This window comes from Burkholderia sp. Ac-20392, assembly GCF_017104585.1.
In the GTDB taxonomy this organism is placed as follows: domain Bacteria; phylum Pseudomonadota; class Gammaproteobacteria; order Burkholderiales; family Burkholderiaceae; genus Burkholderia; species Burkholderia lata.
In genome coordinates, this window is sequence record NZ_JAAGPB010000160.1 from 1 (window position 1) to 17079 (window position 17079).

Annotated in this window: 11 protein-coding genes and 2 pseudogenes; 6 read left to right on the forward strand and 7 right to left on the reverse strand. The window is 66.0% G+C overall.

The annotated features are described in order from the left end of the window. Nucleotides 1-37: 37 nt before the first annotated feature. A complete protein-coding gene (locus tag G3N99_RS18765) occupies nt 38-904 on the reverse strand; it encodes a mechanosensitive ion channel family protein (protein ID WP_174939606.1) in 867 nt (288 codons plus the stop codon). A 340-nt stretch (nt 905-1244) separates the two neighbouring features. On the opposite strand from G3N99_RS18765, the gene G3N99_RS18770 reads away from it, so the two are divergent. Together G3N99_RS18770 and G3N99_RS18775 are read left to right on the forward strand one after the other, a co-directional pair. Next, complete coding sequence (locus G3N99_RS18770) at nt 1245-2609, forward strand: M23 family metallopeptidase (protein ID WP_206123157.1); 1365 nt, start codon at nt 1245-1247, stop codon at nt 2607-2609. A gap of 475 nt (nt 2610-3084) precedes the next feature. Continuing rightward, nucleotides 3085-6384: an autotransporter outer membrane beta-barrel domain-containing protein gene (locus G3N99_RS18775; RefSeq protein WP_206123163.1), complete on the forward strand. Its 3300-nt coding sequence runs from the start codon at nt 3085-3087 to the stop codon at nt 6382-6384. A gap of 70 nt (nt 6385-6454) precedes the next feature. On the opposite strand, the gene G3N99_RS18780 is transcribed toward G3N99_RS18775, so the two are convergent. Next, entirely contained in the window at nt 6455-7294 is an 840-nt protein-coding gene (locus G3N99_RS18780) for an AraC family transcriptional regulator (protein ID WP_206123158.1), read from the reverse strand. A gap of 119 nt (nt 7295-7413) precedes the next feature. Between G3N99_RS18780 and G3N99_RS18785 the strand changes: the two are divergent. Both G3N99_RS18785 and G3N99_RS18790 read left to right on the forward strand, forming a co-directional pair. Beyond that, a pseudogene (locus tag G3N99_RS18785) lies at nt 7414-8454 on the forward strand (transposase); the annotation flags it as partial. A 213-nt stretch (nt 8455-8667) separates the two neighbouring features. Further along, on the forward strand, nt 8668-9189 hold the full coding sequence (locus G3N99_RS18790) for an Rrf2 family transcriptional regulator (RefSeq protein WP_174939600.1): 522 nt from the start codon (nt 8668-8670) through the stop codon (nt 9187-9189). A gap of 105 nt (nt 9190-9294) precedes the next feature. Here the strand turns inward: G3N99_RS18790 and G3N99_RS18795 are convergent, their stop codons facing one another. The 3 genes from G3N99_RS18795 to G3N99_RS18805 all read right to left on the reverse strand — a co-directional run bounded on the left by G3N99_RS18795 (nt 9295) and on the right by G3N99_RS18805 (nt 12215). Then, complete coding sequence (locus tag G3N99_RS18795; protein ID WP_206123159.1) at nt 9295-10500, reverse strand: NAD(P)/FAD-dependent oxidoreductase; 1206 nt, start codon at nt 10498-10500, stop codon at nt 9295-9297. 357 nt (nt 10501-10857) lie between these two features. Next, the gene (locus tag G3N99_RS18800; RefSeq protein WP_206123160.1) at nt 10858-11691 is read right to left on the reverse strand and encodes a fucose-binding lectin II; all 834 of its coding nucleotides are present in this window, start codon (nt 11689-11691) and stop codon (nt 10858-10860) included. A gap of 134 nt (nt 11692-11825) precedes the next feature. After that, nucleotides 11826-12215, reverse strand: coding sequence for a fucose-binding lectin II (locus G3N99_RS18805; RefSeq protein ID WP_011356523.1), 390 nt, complete (start codon nt 12213-12215; stop codon nt 11826-11828). Between the two features lie 955 nt (nt 12216-13170). Between G3N99_RS18805 and leuA the strand changes: the two genes are divergently transcribed. Next, on the forward strand, nt 13171-14880 hold the full coding sequence (gene leuA, locus G3N99_RS18810) for a 2-isopropylmalate synthase (RefSeq protein ID WP_206123164.1): 1710 nt from the start codon (nt 13171-13173) through the stop codon (nt 14878-14880). Here the strand turns inward: leuA and G3N99_RS18815 are convergent. Then, entirely contained in the window at nt 14798-15853 is a 1056-nt protein-coding gene (locus G3N99_RS18815; protein ID WP_206123161.1) for a LysR family transcriptional regulator, read from the reverse strand. The two genes, leuA and G3N99_RS18815, sit on opposite strands and share 83 nt — an antisense overlap. Nucleotides 15854-15966: 113 nt before the next feature. After that, nucleotides 15967-16740, reverse strand: a complete 774-nt coding sequence (locus G3N99_RS18820; RefSeq protein ID WP_206123162.1) for a helix-turn-helix transcriptional regulator — start codon at nt 16738-16740, stop codon at nt 15967-15969. Between the two features lie 134 nt (nt 16741-16874). Between G3N99_RS18820 and G3N99_RS18825 the strand changes: the two are divergent. Continuing rightward, nucleotides 16875-17079, forward strand: a pseudogene (locus G3N99_RS18825) (TolC family protein); the annotation flags it as partial.

Genomic DNA, 17079 nt, shown 5'->3' on the forward strand with positions numbered 1-17079 from the left:
GCCGCGTCGGGTCGCCGGGGCGCCGTGTGAGCCCGCGCTAGGCCTGCTTGCCGAGGCTCACGCGCTGACGGTCGGTGTCGGGCACGATGTGCAGCTCGCGCGTGCGGATCGGCAGCGCGCAATTCGCGTCGGCGAGCGCTTTGCGCACTTGGCGCGCGAGGCGCCAGCGCATCGCCCAGAACTTGTCGGTGTGCGTCCACACGCGCATGTTCGCGACGACCGTGCTGTCGTCGAAGCGCATCACCATCACGTCCGGCGCGGGATCCTGCAGCACGTCGGGATCGGCCGCGGCCAGCGCGCGCAGCGCGTCGAGCGCGCGATCGATATCGTCGTGCACCGACACCTCCACTTCGAGATCGAGGCGGCGCGTCGGATTGCGCGTGTAGTTGCGGATCGAACTGCCCCACAGCGCGCTGTTCGGCACGTATTCGCAGATACCGTCCGGCTTCGTCAGCCGCGTCATGAAGAGTCCAACCTCGTCGACGGTGCCCGCGACGCCCGTGCCGCCGTCGATATAGTCGCCGACCTTGAACGGCCGCAGCAGCAGAAGCATGATGCCGGCCGCGATGTTCTGCATCGTGCCCTGCAGCGCGAGCCCGATCGCGAGGCCGGCCGCGCCGAGCACCGCGATGAGGCTCGCGGTTTCGATGCCGAGCTGAGACAGCGCGCCGACGATCGCGACGATGCGGATGCCCCACACGGCGACGTCGCAGAGGATCGGCCGCAGTGTGTCGTCGACGCGTTCCTTGTTCGAGAGCAGACGGTTCAGCCAGTTGCCGATGCGTTTCGACAGCCACCAGCCGGCGACGAGCAACGCCAGGCCGGCGCATAGCTTGAGGGAGAGGGTGGACAGCGCGTTCCACAGGAACGTCCAGCGTTCCGGGTGCAGGTGATCGAGCAACATGACGGGATTCCGGTTGGAAGAAACAGTGCGCGACGCGTGGCGAGCCCGCCGTGGTCGGGCGGGCTTGCGCTTACGCGCCGGCAGCGTTCGACTGTACGCGGCGCACAATGGTTCGCGCGAACGGGTGGGGTCGAATGCCGCGTAGCGATGCCGTCAGGCCGTGAAATCGCGGTTTCGATCTAGTACGAAGCGGCTTTTCAATCAAATGAGACTAGTCCTATTCAACCGCTTCGATCGCGCCGCTACACTCGTTTTCACGTTACCGGGTCGCGACGATCGTTCCTCCGCGACACCCGGTTGTTTCCCGATTTTTCACTGACATTCAGCGAGTGACGACGTCATGCGGTTAGACCTGCGTTTCCGTCTCGCACGCGAACAAGGTCAACCCGCACGGCACGGCGTTCACGGTTTCCCGATGCGCCGCACGCTGCTGCGCGGTGTCATCGCGGCGGTCTGTGTGGCCGGCGCACCGGGTGTGGTGGCATACGCGTCTCACGACGCCGCGCCGTTTGCGCCCGTGACGGCCGATCTTGTCGACGTGCCCTTTTTCAATGCCGCGCGCACCACGTGGGGCGGTTTGCATGCATCGACGGCCGCACCGCTCGACGTTGCCTACCCGTCGCATGCGCTGGCCGTGCCGACGGCCGGCGAACGCGACGACCCCGTTGCGCGCTTCGGTGCCTGCGTGGCCTACCGCGTGCTGTGCGACGCGGCGCGCGGGGCGGTCGAACGCGCATACGCGTCGAGGTTCGACTACGGTCTTGCGTCGGCGTTGCCCGCAGCGGGTGAGCAGGCTGCGTTCGAGCGGCGTCCGGTCGATCTCGCCGCTGCCGAACCGTTCGTGCTCGCGCAAGCCGATCGCGGCGCGCGTGGCGGCGCGATCGTCGGCAGCCTGCAGGCGTCGCTGGGGCGCGTCGATCTGCCGGCCGGCGTTGCCGCGCAGATCACCCGCCTGCTCGCCGGGCGCGTCGACCTGAAACAGCGCGGTGTGTCTGGCGACACGTTCCGCGTCACATACGAACCCGACGGCAACGCCAGGCTGCCGGGCCGCGTGCGCGTGACGGCGCTCGAGGTTCGCTTGCGCGGCCAGCGCGTCGCGGGGGTGTGGTTTGCGCCCGATGCCGGGTCGCCGGGCGCCTACTACGACCTCGACGGCATGCCGTTCGCCGGCTCGCGGTTTGCGATGCCGGTCGGCGCAAGCCGGATCAGCTCGCATTTCGGTGCGCGCGTGCATCCGGTGACCGGCACGCGTCATGTGCATTCCGGCGTCGATCTCGCGGCGCCGGCCGGGCGTGCGGTTCATGCGTCGGAGCGCGGCGTCGTGACGTTCATCGGCACCGAGCCGCGCGGCTACGGCAAGTACGTGGTGATCCGCCATGACGGCGGCTATGCGTCGTACTACGCGCACCTGTCGGCATTCGAGCCGACGCTGCGAACCGGCATGCGGGTCGTGCGCGGCCAGCGCGTCGGCGCGGTCGGCAGCACGGGTACGGCCACGGGGCCGCATCTGCACTTCGAGGTCCGGCGGCATGCCCGTCTCGTCGACCCGGTCGCGCTGGTACAGGCGGGCAAGGCGGCGAAACTGAAGGGTGAACGGCGTGTGGCGTTCAACCGCGTGGTGCGCGATGCGCGTACGCGCCTGGCGTCGGCCGCGTGGTCGCAGCCGGTGGCGATGGCGAAGCCTGCCGGATCGCGGGCTGGTTGACGGGGGAGATGCCGCGGGCCTCAGCCGGCGGCGTCGTTGCATGCACGGGGCGACGTGCGTGCCGGTGAGGCCGAATGGCCGGTCATCGTGCGAAGCAACATGGCCGGATTGGCGCGCAGCCATTGCGCGACCAATCGATCGTCGAGGGGTGTCAAATTTTCCGGCTGCTTCAAATCGTCTGCTTCATCAAATCAAGATTTGTCTGAAACTCGGCAAATTCAACTGCTTTACATTCCCGCTTGCTCTCCACCGAGGCAATGCAGCGTTTGCCGCAACGCAGCAGCGCACCCCGTTCCGTTATTTCCGAATGCGAAATTAATCCCGCACTGATTTTCGATATCACCCGTTCCGATCTTGCGATTATTTCAAGACAGGTGATATAACCCGTTTCACGCACCGATTTGCAGCAATAACGTCACCAATAAATGCGAGCGGAACGATGAAAAGAACGACGCGGAACCTGGGTTTGGGCGGAATGGCGATCCTGACCGGTGCGATGCCGGTGGGCGCCTATGCGGCATGTTCGACCACCGCGCCGGGCAGCGGAACGACGGTCACGTGTTCCGGTGCGAACATTCCATCGGTCGTGGCCGCGACCGGCAGCACCAACGTGGCGATCAACCTTGATTCGACCGCGACCGGCAGCTATGTGCTGACGTCCACGCCGACACCGTTCTCCGTCGATACCCAGAGCGCGATCACCAACAACGGCAACCTGTCGATGTCCGGCAACGGCACGGGCGTCGCGAACCGCGGCGCGGTGCTGATCGGCGTGAACAACAACAACACGATCACCAACGCCGCAACAGGCGTGATCTCGACCACCGGCACCTACAACGACGGGATGGCCGCGAACGGCAACAACAACACGCTCGTCAACAACGGCTCGATCACGACCACCGGCAACAACTCGTACGGAATGACGGCCGCGTGGGGGCAGAGCAATCCGGGCGCGTCGGGCAACCAGATCGTCAACACCGGCACCGTGACGACTTCGGGCAACAACGCGCGCGCGGCGTCGCTGCTCGGCGGCAACGGCACGATCACCAACAGCGGCACGCTGACGTCGAACGGCCGCGATGCGCCGGCCGTGTACATGCAGGGCAACAACGACACGCTGGTCAACAGCGGCACGATCCAGACGACGGGCACCGCGACGAGCGGCGGCAGCGTCGACGCGGTCGTGTCGAACACGCTCGGCAGCTCGTTCACCGCGACGATCACGAACCAGGCGGGTGGCAAGATCATCAGCAACAACGGGATCGGCGTGCGCTCGACCAACGGCGCGACGACGATCACCAACGCGGGGCTGATCCAGGGTGGCGGCGGCACCGCGATCCAGGGCGGCAACGGCAACGTGACGCTGATCCTGCAGACTGGCTCGCAGATCGTCGGCACCGCGAACGGCGGCGCCGGCACCAACACCGTGACGCTGCAGGGCACGGGCACCGCGTCGAATGCCTTCACGAACTTCCAGAGCCTGACGATGGCCGGCACCGACTGGACGTGGGCCGGCACCGGCACGTTCTCGACCGCACTCGTGCAGAGTGGCACGCTGAACCTCACGGGCACGCTCGGCACGACCACGGCGTCGGTCGTGGCCACGGTCAACGCAGGTGCGACGCTGCAGGCGAATGCGGCGAACCTGCCTTTGTCGGTGACCGACAACGGGCTCGTGCGTTTTCAGCAGGACAGCGCCGGCACGTACACGGGCACGATCAGCGGGAGTGGCGCGGTGGAGAAAACCGGCGCGGGAACGCTGACGGTCACGCCGTCGTCGGCCGGCGGCAACACGTACTCGGGCGGCACGACGATTACGCAAGGCACGCTGTCGGTTGCGGCGGACAACGCGCTCGGCGCGGCGTCGGGCGGGCTCACGTTCAACGGCGGCACGCTGCAGCTCGGCAGTTCGTTCAACCTGGCGTCGAGCCGCGCGGTGTCGATCACGTCAAACAACGGCACGATCGATACGCAAGGCTTCAACTCGACGATCGCGCAGAACATCTCCGGCGCGGGTTCGCTGACGAAGCTCGGCAGCGGCACGCTGACCCTGAACGGCACGAACGGCTACACTGGCGGCACGAACGTGAATGCCGGCACGCTGGTGGTCGGCGACGGATCGAACAGCCTCGCCGCGCTGACCGGCGGCGGCCTCGTGACGGTCGCGTCGGGCGCGACGCTCGGCGGCTACGGCAGCGTGACCGGCGACGTGACGAACAACGGCACGATCTCGGTCGCGAACGCGCTTGCAGGCCTTGCGAGCGGGCCGACCGGCAACCTGCTGGTCAAGGGCACGCTGACGAACGCGGGCCTCGTGCAGCTCGGCGGCAGCGGCGTGGGCAACACGCTGACGGTGGCCGGCAACTACGTGGGGCAACACGCGACGATCGCGTTGAATACGACGCTGACCGGCGACGGCGCGCCGTCGGACCAGCTGATCGTCAGCGGCGGCGCGGCGAACGGCACGAGCACGCTGAAGGTGACGAACGTCGGCGGTGCCGGCGCGCAGACGGTGGCGGACGGCATCCAGGTCGTGCAAGCCACCAGCGGCGCGACGACGAGTGCCGGTGCGTTCTCGCTGTCGGGCGGCTCGGTCAGCGCCGGCGCGTACACGTACTTCCTCGCGAAGGGCGGCGCGGCGACCGGCACCGGCGACAACTGGTACCTGCGCAACACGGTGCCACCGAAACCGCAGCCGCCGGTCGTCGAGCCCGGCCAGCCGACGCCGCCGACCGAGCCGCCGATCACGCCGGCCGAAGGCACGCCGGAATCGATCGTCGAAGCCGTCGACAACGCGGGAACGGGCGGCAATCCGGAGCCGATCTACCGCCCCGAAGTGCCGCTGTACGCGGAAGCGCCGGCCGTCGCGCGCCAGCTCGGGCTGCTGCAGATCGACACGTTCCATGATCGGCAAGGCGAACAGGGGCTATTGGCCGAGAACGGTTCGATACCCGCATCGTGGGCGCGCGTGTGGGGCGGCCACAGCGACATCAAGCAGAAGGGCGACGTGACACCGTCGTACGACGGCACGGTGTGGGGGATGCAGGTCGGTCAGGATCTGTACGCGGACACCACAGCGAGCGGCCATCGCAACCACTACGGCTTCTTCCTCGGATTCTCGCGTGCGGTCGGCGACGTGAACGGCTTCGCGCTCGCGCAGCAGGACATGGGCGTCGGGTCGCTGCAGGTCAATGCGTACAACCTCGGCGGTTACTGGACGCACATCGGCCCGGGCGGCTGGTACACCGATGCCGTGCTGATGGGCAGCGCACTGACCGTGCGCACGCATTCGACCGACAACATCGGCGGCTCGACGAACGGCAACGCGTTCACCGGTTCGGTCGAAGCCGGATTGCCGATCGCGCTCGGCTACGGGCTGACGCTGGAGCCGCAGGCGCAGCTCGTATGGCAATGGCTGTCGCTCGACCGGTTCAACGACGGGATCTCGAGCGTGAGCTGGAATAACGGCAACACGTTCCTCGGCCGGATCGGCGCGCGGCTGCAATATGCGTTCGATGCGAACGGCGTGAGCTGGAAGCCGTACCTGCGCGTGAACGTGCTGCGCTCGTTCGGTACCGACGACAAGACCACCTTCGGCGGCTCGACGACGATCGGCACGCAGGTCGGGCAGACGGCCGGGCAGATCGGCGCGGGGCTGGTTGCGCAACTGACGAAGCGCGGCAGCGTGTATGCGACGGTCAGCTACTTGACGAACCTCGGCGGCGAACACCAGCGCACGATTACCGGGAATGCGGGCGTGCGGTGGGCGTGGTGAAGTCGACGATGACGAGGCATGGATCGATCGGCCGCGACGAGCCCCGTCGCAGCCGATCAACGCAAACCGCTTACACCGCAGGTTCGACCGGCAACCAGATTTCAAGCACACCGGCGCCCGTCACCGGATCGTAGTCCGCGCTGTAGCGCTCGAACTCGGGCGCGTCGACCGCCTTGAACCCCGACGTCGGCAGCCAGCCGTTCCAGATGCTGTAGATCGTCTGATGAAGCGTTGAGATGTGCCCTTCGTGTTCGAAGACCGCATACCGCTGCGGTTCGAGTTCGACGCAGCGCAAGGGGGCGGGCAACCGCTCGCGGCTCGTGACTTCCACGCCCGCGATGTACTCGAAGCTGCCATCCGCATCGGGGTTGCAGCACACGCCGTAGGTCACGTAGTCGACCTGGCCGGGAATGGTACCGATGTATGGGATGAACGCTTGCCATAGCGCCGGAATGCCTTCGTTGGTTTCGAACGTGTAGCGGTCGCTCATGCCGGCGATCAGCCGCTTTCCACCATCTTCGAAGCGCGACGGCGTCACGGCGATGAGTTTCAGTTCTTTCATGCGAAGCGGCTCCACAATAGACAACCCGTCGAGAGTGCGCCGTGCCCGCACGTCCTCGGGCGTCATGCCGAAGCAATCGCGGAAGGCGCGCGTGAACGCCTCATGGGAGCCATAGCCGGCATCGAGCGCCACCTGCAGGATGTCCGGCGCGCCTTGCGCCAGCGCGCGTGCCGCACGCGTCAGCCGCCTCGACCGGACATAGCGCATCACCGGCCAGCCGGTATTCATCGAGAACAGGCGCGAGAAGCCGAAGCGCGACATGTCGCAATTGGCGGAAATCCTGTCGAGCGTCAGTTCCCTGTCCAGCTGGGTTTCGATAAACCAGAGTGCTTGTCCTACCGGATTCATCAGTTTTGACTCCGGGAAGCCACGCCATTTCCCGCAAAGGGAATTTCATCGGGGCGCATCAAGGAGAGGAAAGGCGTGCCATTGACAGGCAGCTTCTTTCGCAGGTTAGGATGACCGATATGATTATTGTTTACCGCTACCGGGTGAAGTCGCTCAACGGATTGCTGAACAAGCAGAGCCGTGCGGTGAACTACGTCTGGAACTTCTGCAATGACACGCAGAAACACGCGATCAAATGGAATAGGAAGTGGCCGTCGGGTTTCGACTTGAACGTGCTGACGACTGGTAGCAGCAAGGAGCTCGGCATCCACTCCGGCACCGTCAACGCAACCTGCGAGCAATACGCGAAGTCGCTCAGCCAGCGCCGACGGCCTTGCTTGCGCTATCGCGGCAGGAAATCGCTCGGCTGGGTGCCGCTCAAGGGCCGCGACCTGAAGCGCGAGGGCGATGCATTTCGTTTTGCCGGTAACACCTTTCGCGTGTTCAACAGCCGACCGCTTCCCGACGGCAAGATCAAAGACGGAACCAATTTTGCGCAAGACGCGCGCGGCAACTGGTTTCTGAACATCGTGATCGAGATTCCGGATGTTCAGGCCCGCCCGATCCGTTCCGGTGTCGGCATCGATCTCGGCCTGAAAGACTTCGCCACACTTTCGACTGGCGAGAAGCTGCGCAATGACCAGTTCGGCCGACGCGCGGCGGAAAAGCTGGCGAAAGCGCAACGGGCGCGTAAGCACAAGCGGCATATCGCGAAGCTGCACGCCAAGGTCGCGAATGCTCGTGCCGATTTCCAGCACAAGCTCGCGCTCGATCTGGTGCGACGCTTCGATTACATCGCTGTTGGCAATGTGTCGGCCGCGAAACTCGCCAGAACCAGGATGGCGAAAAGCGTCTACGACGCATCCTGGTCGTCCTTTCGGGACAAGCTCCGTTACAAGGCGATCGCGCACGGAGCGACGTTCGAGGAAGTGGACGAAAGCGGTTCTACCCAGTCCTGCTCGGCGTGCGGGTCGAAAGACAGCACGACGCAGCCGAAAGGTATCGCGGGACTGCGAATAAGAGAGTGGGCCTGCAGTGAGTGCGGTGTCTTGCATGATCGAGATACCAATGCTGCTTTGAACATTCTCCGATGCGGACGTGCATCGCCAGTTGTGGGAATCCCCTGCCCTTTAGGCGGCGGAGGACGTCAAGGCGTTCCATTGAGGGTGTCGGGCGGACTATATGGTATCGGCGGCGGGGGCATTTGATCGTTCTTGCAGGGCAGGCACATGCAAGCGACCGTCGCTGACGAAAACGGGACGGATGGCGCGACGGGTGACATTGTCGCCGTCCTGCGCTACGCTCCCAACTCCGATACCACGAGTCGCAATAGCATGTCGTTCATCAGCACCGGCGTCGAGTATGGCCTGCATTGCCTGCTCTATCTCGCCGACACTTCCACGGGCGTGCGCGACGCGAGCGTGCGCGACCTCGCCGAGATGCAGGGCGTCTCCGTCGATTACGCGGCCAAGCTTTTCACGCGTCTCGCGAAGGCCGGGATCGTCGTGTCCAGCGAAGGCATTCGCGGCGGCTTCGCGTTGGCGAGGCCCGCGCGCGACATCTCCGTGCAGGATGTCGTCGAAGCGATCGACGGCGACAAGCGGCTGTTCGACTGCCGCGAAGTGCGCGGCCAGTGTGCGGTGTTCGAAGGCGAGCCGCCCGCGTGGGCCACGCGCGGCACCTGTTCGATTCACGCGGTGATGCAGGCCGCGGAACGGGCGATGCGGGAGGAACTCAAGAAGCAGTCGCTCGCCGATCTCGCCGGGCAGGCGTGGTCGAAGGCGCCGGCCGGCTACGGCCCCAAGGTGGTCGGCTGGTTTGCCGATCGCGCGGCCAGTCGCGGCAGCGAGCGCTGATTCGTGTGACGTCGCTCCGCGGTGGCGCGGCGCGACACGACACGGCCCGACGATGCACGGGATGCCTTTGCGGCACGCCGCGCATCGTGCGGGCAAACGCGTCGCTCAGGCCACGACGATCCGCAACGGATCCGCGGCCGCCAGCGCTTCCGAGCGATCCGCGCGCGGCGGATAGATCCATTCGGAATTGATCTGGTGCTTGAGCTTCTTCGCCTCCGCGCCCGTCAGCTTCACTTCACGATCCCAACCTTCCGTATAAACGGCGCCCCACGGGCCGAGATCCAGGCACGTCACGTACTTCGGCTGGCTGTACGGGATCTGTTCCAGACCGAGCAGATCGGCGGCCACGTTGTGCCCCGCCGAACGGCCCAGGTTCATCGCGTGCTGGCATGACATCATCGTGTGGTTGCCTTCGTCGTCGGTAGCCGCATATGCAACGTCGCCCGTCGCGTAGACACCCGGCACGCCTTCGACCGCGAGGTTGCGATCGACATGCAGGCGCCCCGTCGCGTCATGGCGGCCGGGAATCTGTTCGGTCAGCGTGCTCGCGCGCAGGCCGGCCGTCCAGATCACCGTGCTCGACTCGATCCGCTCGCCGTCCGCCGTCGTGATGCCGCCCGCGTCGACCGATGCGACGCCGGACCCGAGCTTCCACGTCACGCCGAGCGTGCGCAGCGCCTCCTCGATGACGGGGCGCGGGCCCGCGCCCAGATCGGGGCCGATCGCGTCGTTGCGCTCGACGATCACGACCCGCACGTTCGCGTGCTCGCCCAGCGCGGCGCGCAGGCGGGCCGGCATTTCCGCTGCCGTTTCGATGCCCGTGAATCCGCCGCCTGCCACCACGACCGTATCGCGTGCCGTGGAGGCCGGCTGCAACGCCAGATCGCGAATGTGCGCTTCGAGCTCGACGGCTTCGTCGGTCTGATCGACGCTGAACGCATGCTCGGCGAGGCCCGGAATGGCGGGGCGGAACAGGCGGCTGCCGGCCGCCAGCACGAGGCGGTCGTAGTCGAGCGTCGTCGCTTTGCCGTCCGTACCCAGTACGTCGGCAGTCCGGCGCGCCACGTCGATGCGCTCGACCGTGCCCTGGACGAACGTCACGCCCACCGCGTCGAAGATCTCGCCGAGCGGCGCCCGGAAGTTTGCCGGGCCTTCTTCGTAGAGGCGCGGACGCACGTGCAGATGGGCGTCGGGCGCCACCACGGTGATCTCCACGTCGGTTTGACCGTGCGCGTCCAGCACGCGCGCCGCGCTCAATGCACTCCACATGCCGGCAAAGCCGGCCCCGATCACAAGAATTTTCTGTGCCACTGTTCCACTCCGGTTGATTGATGCATGGGGTCGGTAGAACACCGACGTTGCCTGCGCATCGATGCGCTCCATAACTACGATTCTATGAGTCGTAGTTATGGAGCGCAAGTCCTGTGTGCGGAATGGCGTGTTGATCAATCAGGGAGCGACCCGACGAAAGGCGGTGTCGGGAACGGGGAATCGCAGCGAAACAAAGGCGATCGATGCGGGGTCGTAGCCGTACAGCGATTAGGGGGCAATCGAATCGGACAGGCCGATTGGTCAGGGAGGCGAGAGATACTCGAGGCGTCAGGCCCGGCGTGCCGAAGCGAATCGCCACGCCGGGCGGCGTGGCGATGGGGGGCTGCGTGACGCTGCTTAACCCAGCGGCCAGTTCAGGAACACGATGCCGTCGTTGTAGTCGTCGTCGGCGCCGTCTTCCGAGCCGACGATCCCGAAGTACGTCTTCTTGAAGAGATCGACCTGCCGCGAGCCGAGCCGCGACGGCTTGCCGTTCGCCATCACGATCACGCGTACGCGCCCCTTGCCGGAGTCGAGCACCTTCGTGCCGAGGTTCTGGTCCTGCATGCCGGCGCCCTTGAACGTGGCGGCCGGTTTCGGGTTGTCGTCGACGTAGATGTCGATCGTCTGGTCGTTCGCCGCGTTGGTGAGCGCGGTGACGCCGAACTTGATGTTCGGCGGCAGGTTGAACGTACCGTCGCGCTCGCCGCCGCCGCCGATCGTGCCGCTACCGGTGCCGCCCGGGTTGCCGCCCGCGCCGGTTTCGCCGCTTCCGCTGCCGGACGACGATGATTGCCCGGCCGTGTCGCCGATCGCGGACAGGCTCGCGTACGAGTCGATATGCATCGCGCTGCCGCGCACGCTTTTCCACTGGCCCTTCACGAACGTGACGCCGGTGCCGACGTTGATCGTCGCGACGAGCGTGAACGGCATGCGCCCGGTGGCTTCGGGCACCTTCGACGAATACGTGAAGCAGCCATCCGCGACGACGCCCTTGTCGGTCGCGATCGCGAAATAGATGCCGGGGAAGTTGTTGCCGGTTGCGTACGGCGTCGGCACGTTGAGGATGACCTGCAGTTTCCCGTCTCGAATCTCTGCCTTGGCGATGTCGATGTACAGGCCCGGGATGTCGACATAGGTTTCCGATGTCGCCACGGGTGCGCTGATGATCGAAGCCGAAAGGAGGGGCATGGATGTCTCCGTTTGGTAGGGCGGGTTTCGATGCAATAGGGGGGGCTGCCGCCGAACGCGGCGCGCAGCCGCCGGCCGGCCCGGAGGCGGCCGGCGGTGGTGAGTCGTCAGGTGTGCGTCAGACGCGCATCAGGTCAGCCGATCGGCCACTGGAGCACGACGATGCCGTCGTTGTAGTCGCTGTCGTGGCCGTCTTCCGACACGACGATCCCGAAATTGACCGTGTACGGCGAGCCGTCCGATTTCTTGCCGTTGATCGGCGCGAGGCGCGCATCGGTGGCCGACGGCTTGCCGTTCACCGACACTTCGAAGCGGATCTTGCCGTTGCCGGAATTCAGCGTCGCTTCACGCGTGCCGTCGCGCGTCGTCAGCTTGTGATACGCGGCGGGTTCCTTGCTGTCGCCGATAAACAGCTTGATGTGCTGCTGCTCGGCGGCATTCGCGAAGAAAATCGCGCGGAATTCGGTATTCGGCGGAATCGAAAACTCGCCGGCGCGATTGGATGACGTTTGAGAATCGGCCATGCTTTCCTCCTGAGGAATGATGGGTAAGGCTTCTAGCCGTGTCGCGCAAACGTTTGCCGTTTGAAATGCGACCTCCCGAGCATGCCGAAAAATAAATAAGAAAATATTCGCCGGAGAATGGCTATTGTTCAGTAAATCGAAAACGGAGGTTAATCGATTTAATGAAATGTGTTTAATTGAAGGTGTTTCGATATATTCGAGAAATTATATCGGCGCGTGTATCGCTTTTCTGAATGATGCTCGGTTGCGCAGGCGTTGCGGGGCGCGCCGGGGAGGCGGGGGCAATCGGGTTTCGGCGCGGACGCTCGGCGTTCGCATCTGGCAGCGTTGGTTTCAACATCAGCATCTCGGTCGTGGCCGCGCCCACCGGCCACCACCGAACGCCCACACCGAAACCCGATTGATTGCAGCAGGAGGGGGTGCGGCAACCGGCGAAGTACGTAGACCAACTCACTCCGAACGTGAACAGGGGCCTCACCAGTGCCGCACCCATGAAGCATATCGACGGGGCGGTGCGCCGCCTATCGGACGAGACTGATTCTGAGCGTTCAAATTCGGCGCCATTTGCGTCCAGCCCGTTGACAGCCCCCATCCCCCTGTGATTTGATTTCGGCCATGCAAGCCGCCCAGCCCCTCTTCTCGCTACGACTACTAGCCCGTTTCTCCGGGCTGGGTCTGCGGCTGCGCGCTTTCCATCTGCTTCTGTCCTGAAGCGCCAGATTTCCCCCGCATCACCGACCTGGCCCCGGTTGTCGACCGGCGCTTGAGTTCGTCCTTCTTCCGAATCGCTCCGCTCCGTCCCGGTCGCTCAACCGCCAAGGCTGTCGTTCGCCGTACCGCTTTGCCGTTGTGCCGTTTTCACCCGTTTTCATCGCTGCGCGCGCAGCCTGCCACCCCGACGGATGGCCAGCGCGCGGCGGTTTCCCGACAAACCGACCGAGGACCGAACATCATGATGCTGAAGAACCCCGCGACGAAGTACCGACCGTTCACGCCCGTCAACCTGCCGAACCGCATGTGGCCGACGCGCACTATCACGCAAGCGCCGATCTGGATGAGCACCGACCTGCGCGACGGCAACCAGTCGCTGTTCGAGCCGATGGACGCGACGCGCAAGATGCGGATGTTCAAGATGCTGGTCGCGATCGGTTTCAAGGAGATCGAGGTCGCGTTCCCGTCGGCGTCCGAGACCGACTTCAACTTCGTGCGCGAGCTGATCGAAGGTGGCCACATTCCCGACGACGTGACGATCGAGGTGCTCACGCAGGCGCGCGACGACCTGATCGAGCGCACCTTCGACTCGGTGCGCGGCGCGAAGCGCGCGATCGTGCACCTGTACAACGCGACCGCGCCGGAATTCCGCAAGATCGTGTTCGGCCTCGACCGCGACGGCGTGAAGGAGCTCGCGGTGAACGCCGCGCGCACGATCAAGCGCTTCGCCGACGCTGCGACCGACACGCATTTCACGCTGCAATACAGCCCGGAAACCTTCACGGCGACCGAGCTCGATTTCGCGAAGGAAGTCTGCGACGCCGTGTTCGACGTGTGGCAGCCGACGCCGGAGCACAAGGCGATCGTGAACCTGCCGGCCACCGTCGAAGTCGGCACGCCGAACTTCTACGCGGACCAGATCGAATGGATGCACCGCAACCTCGCGCGCCGCGATGCGCTGATCGTGTCCGTGCATCCGCACAACGACCGCGGCACCGCGGTCGCGGCGGCCGAGCTCGCGGTGATGGCCGGCGCGGACCGCATCGAGGGCTGCCTGTTCGGCAACGGCGAGCGCACCGGTAACGTCGACCTCGTCACGCTCGCGCTGAACCTGTACTCGCAGGGCGTCGATCCGGGCCTCGATTTCTCGCAGATCAACGAAGTCGCGCGCACGGCCGAGGAATGCACGCAGTTGCCGATCCATCCGCGCCATCCGTATGTCGGCGACCTGGTGTTCACCGCGTTCTCCGGCTCGCACCAGGACGCGATCAAGAAGGGCTTCGCGGTGCAGCGCCGCGATGCCGTGTGGGAAATGCCGTATCTGCCGATCGATCCGAGCGACGTCGGCCGCACCTACGACTCGATCATTCGTGTGAACAGCCAGTCGGGCAAGGGCGGTATCGCGTTCCTGCTCGAGCAGAGTTATGGCGTCGCGCTGCCGCGTCGCCTGCAGGTCGACTTCAGCGCGGCCGTGCAGCGCCTGACCGACGACAGCGGGCTCGAAGTGACGAGCGCGCAGATCTGGTCGCTGTTCCAGCAGGAATACGTGGAAGGCGATGCGCCGCTGCGTTATGTCGGCCACGAGCTGACCGAGCGCGACGGCCGCGAGACGATCGTGCTGACCGCCGACGTGCACGGCGAGCGCCGCGTGCTGCGCGGTGAGGGCAACGGCCCGCTCGACGCGCTGATGCATGCGTTGCACACGCCGCTGCGGATCCAGCACTACGAGGAGCGCGCGTTGTCGCAAGGCGCCGATGCGAAGGCGATCGCGATCGCGGAACTGGCCGGCACGGGCGTGCGCGGCAGCGCGTTCGGCGTCGGCATCGACGCGAATCTGACGACCGCGTCGATCCGCGCGGTGATCAGCGGCATCAACCGTGCGTATGCGCGTGCGGACGAAGCGGCGCAGGCGACGTTTTTTGGCGTGCAGCCGGCGGTGAAGGCTGTCGCGTAAGCGGGGAGGTAGCGGCCGTGCCGGGCGTGTCCGGCGCGGTCGCGTCGTCGTTTGCGCGGTTGCCGCCACGCGGCCCGGTGAGCGCCGCCCGCAGTTCAGCTTTCATGAAATCCACCCACGCGCGGGTCTTCGCGTCGAGATGCTTGCGCGACGGATACACCAGAAACACGCCGACCTCTTCCGCCCGGTAATCGGGCAGCACGCGCACCAGCGCGCCTGAACGCAGCCCGTCGTCCGCGACGAACTCGGGCAGCAGGCCGATTCCCGCCCCTTCCCGTACCGCGATTTCGAGCGATGCCGCGACGTCGGCCGTCATCGCCGGCTCGAACGCGACCGTTTCCGAATCCGCCCCGCGTGTCAGCGTCCATTCGCGCGCCGGGTACGCGGGCGCGACCAGTTGCAGGCAGCGATGCCGGGCGAGCGCGCGCGGCGTGTCCGGCATCCCGTGACGCGTGACATACGCGGGCGATGCGCACAGCACGCTGCCGATCCGCCCGACGTCGATCGCGACCTGATCGGAGTTCGGCAGGCTCGGCATCGCGATCACCGCGACGTCGTAGCTGTCGCGGACCAGGTCCGGTACCTGCGGCGCGAGCGTCAGGTCGACGCTGACGTCCGGATAGCGCGCCTGGAAGTGCGCGACGAGCGGAATCACGAAACGGTTCGCGATGCTGGCGCTGCAGTGCATGCGCAGCCGGCCGTGCGGATGCAGCCGTGCGCCGCGGGCTTCGCGTTCGCTCGCGTCGACGGCGAGCGTGATGTCGCGTGCGCGCGCCAGATAGCGTTCGCCGGCTTCGGTCAGGCACATCGAGCGCGTCGTGCGGTTCAGCAGCCGGATGCCGAGATGTGCCTCGAGCGATGCGATCGTGCGGCTGACATACGCGGTCGTGAGGTTGAGCCGCTTGCCGGTTTCGGTGAAAGTCCCCGCGTCGGCGAGCGTGACGAAAACCTGCATGCTTTGAATCAGATCCATCGGCGGGGCGGGCGCGTGGCGCCGGTGTCGTGCGATGCGCTTACTGTAGCGGGCGGCCCGACGCGCCGCGCGCGCACGTCAGCGCTCGATCGTCGCGAAACGGACAGTACGGTTCAGCGCCGCGGGAAGTATTCGCTCGGCGGCACGCCGAGTGCCTTGCGGAACATCGCCGCGAACGCGCTGGGGCTGTCGTAGCCGTGTTCGAGCGCGAGTTCGAGGATCGGCGTGCCGGCGGCGAGGCGCGGCAGGCTCAGGAGCAGGCGCGCGTGGCGGCACCACGCACCGTGCGTCATGCCCGTTTCACGCTTGAAGGTGCGCGCGAGCGTGCGTTCGTTCATGTGCGCGTCGCGCGCCCAGGACTGCAGCGTGACGACCGACGACGGTTCGTTGATGAGCTGCGTGCACAGCGCGGCGAGCGCCGGATGGCGCGGCATCGGCACATGCAGCGACAGCAGCGGCGCGATCTCGATTTCGTCGAGGATCAGCGCGAGCACACGGCCCGCGCGATGCGCGAGGTCGTAATCGGCCGGCAGTTGGCTCGCGGTCACGATCAGCTCGCGCAGCAACGTGCCGACCCCGATCACGCGGCATTCGCGCGGCAGGCTCGGCCGCACTTCGTGTGCGACGAACACCGTGCGCATCTGCACGTCGCCGGCCATCCGGATCTCGTGCTGCGTGCCACCCGGCACCCAGACCGCCCGCCCCGTCGGCACGACCCAGCTGCCGGCATCCGCGTGCACGAGCATCACGCCGGAAATCGCGTGAATCAGCTGGCCATGCCGGTGCGAATGCGGCGGATACGCGCTACCGGCCGCCGCGTCGGACGCGACGACGGCGATCTGCTTGTGCTTGTCCTTGTGCTCGAGCGCGCTGAAAAATTGATCCACGTGTCCTTTTCTCGACGACGAATGCGCTTTGCGCGCGAGATCGACCGAATGGGTCGAAATTACCATAGGCGCATCGTTTGTTCGACTGCCATTGCACGATGCGCGCCTCGTCTTTTCCTCCGGTTTCCTTCCGTTTGTCCGTTGCCGCCGCGGTGCTGAGCGCCGTCGCGCTTGCCGCCTGCTCGGTCGGCGATCCGTACCGTCCGCCCGTGGTCGATGCGGCGCGCACGGCGCCGTTCGACGCGGCGGTTGATGCACCCGTCGCGTCCGGCGGCGCGTTGCCCGATCGCTGGTGGCAGCTGTTCGACGATCCGGCGCTCGACGCACTCGTGCGCGAAG

Coding starts and splice junctions, on each gene's coding strand:
- G3N99_RS18765 (WP_174939606.1), bottom strand. CDS start 904: ATGTTGCTCGATCACCTGCACCCGGAACGCTGGACGTTCCTGTGGAAC.
- G3N99_RS18770 (WP_206123157.1), top strand. CDS start 1,245: ATGCGGTTAGACCTGCGTTTCCGTCTCGCACGCGAACAAGGTCAACCC.
- G3N99_RS18775 (WP_206123163.1), top strand. CDS start 3,085: ATGGCGATCCTGACCGGTGCGATGCCGGTGGGCGCCTATGCGGCATGT.
- G3N99_RS18780 (WP_206123158.1), bottom strand. CDS start 7,294: ATGAATCCGGTAGGACAAGCACTCTGGTTTATCGAAACCCAGCTGGAC.
- G3N99_RS18790 (WP_174939600.1), top strand. CDS start 8,668: ATGTCGTTCATCAGCACCGGCGTCGAGTATGGCCTGCATTGCCTGCTC.
- G3N99_RS18800 (WP_206123160.1), bottom strand. CDS start 11,691: ATGCCCCTCCTTTCGGCTTCGATCATCAGCGCACCCGTGGCGACATCG.
- G3N99_RS18805 (WP_011356523.1), bottom strand. CDS start 12,215: ATGGCCGATTCTCAAACGTCATCCAATCGCGCCGGCGAGTTTTCGATT.
- leuA (WP_206123164.1), top strand. CDS start 13,171: ATGCTGAAGAACCCCGCGACGAAGTACCGACCGTTCACGCCCGTCAAC.
- G3N99_RS18815 (WP_206123161.1), bottom strand. CDS start 15,853: ATGGATCTGATTCAAAGCATGCAGGTTTTCGTCACGCTCGCCGACGCG.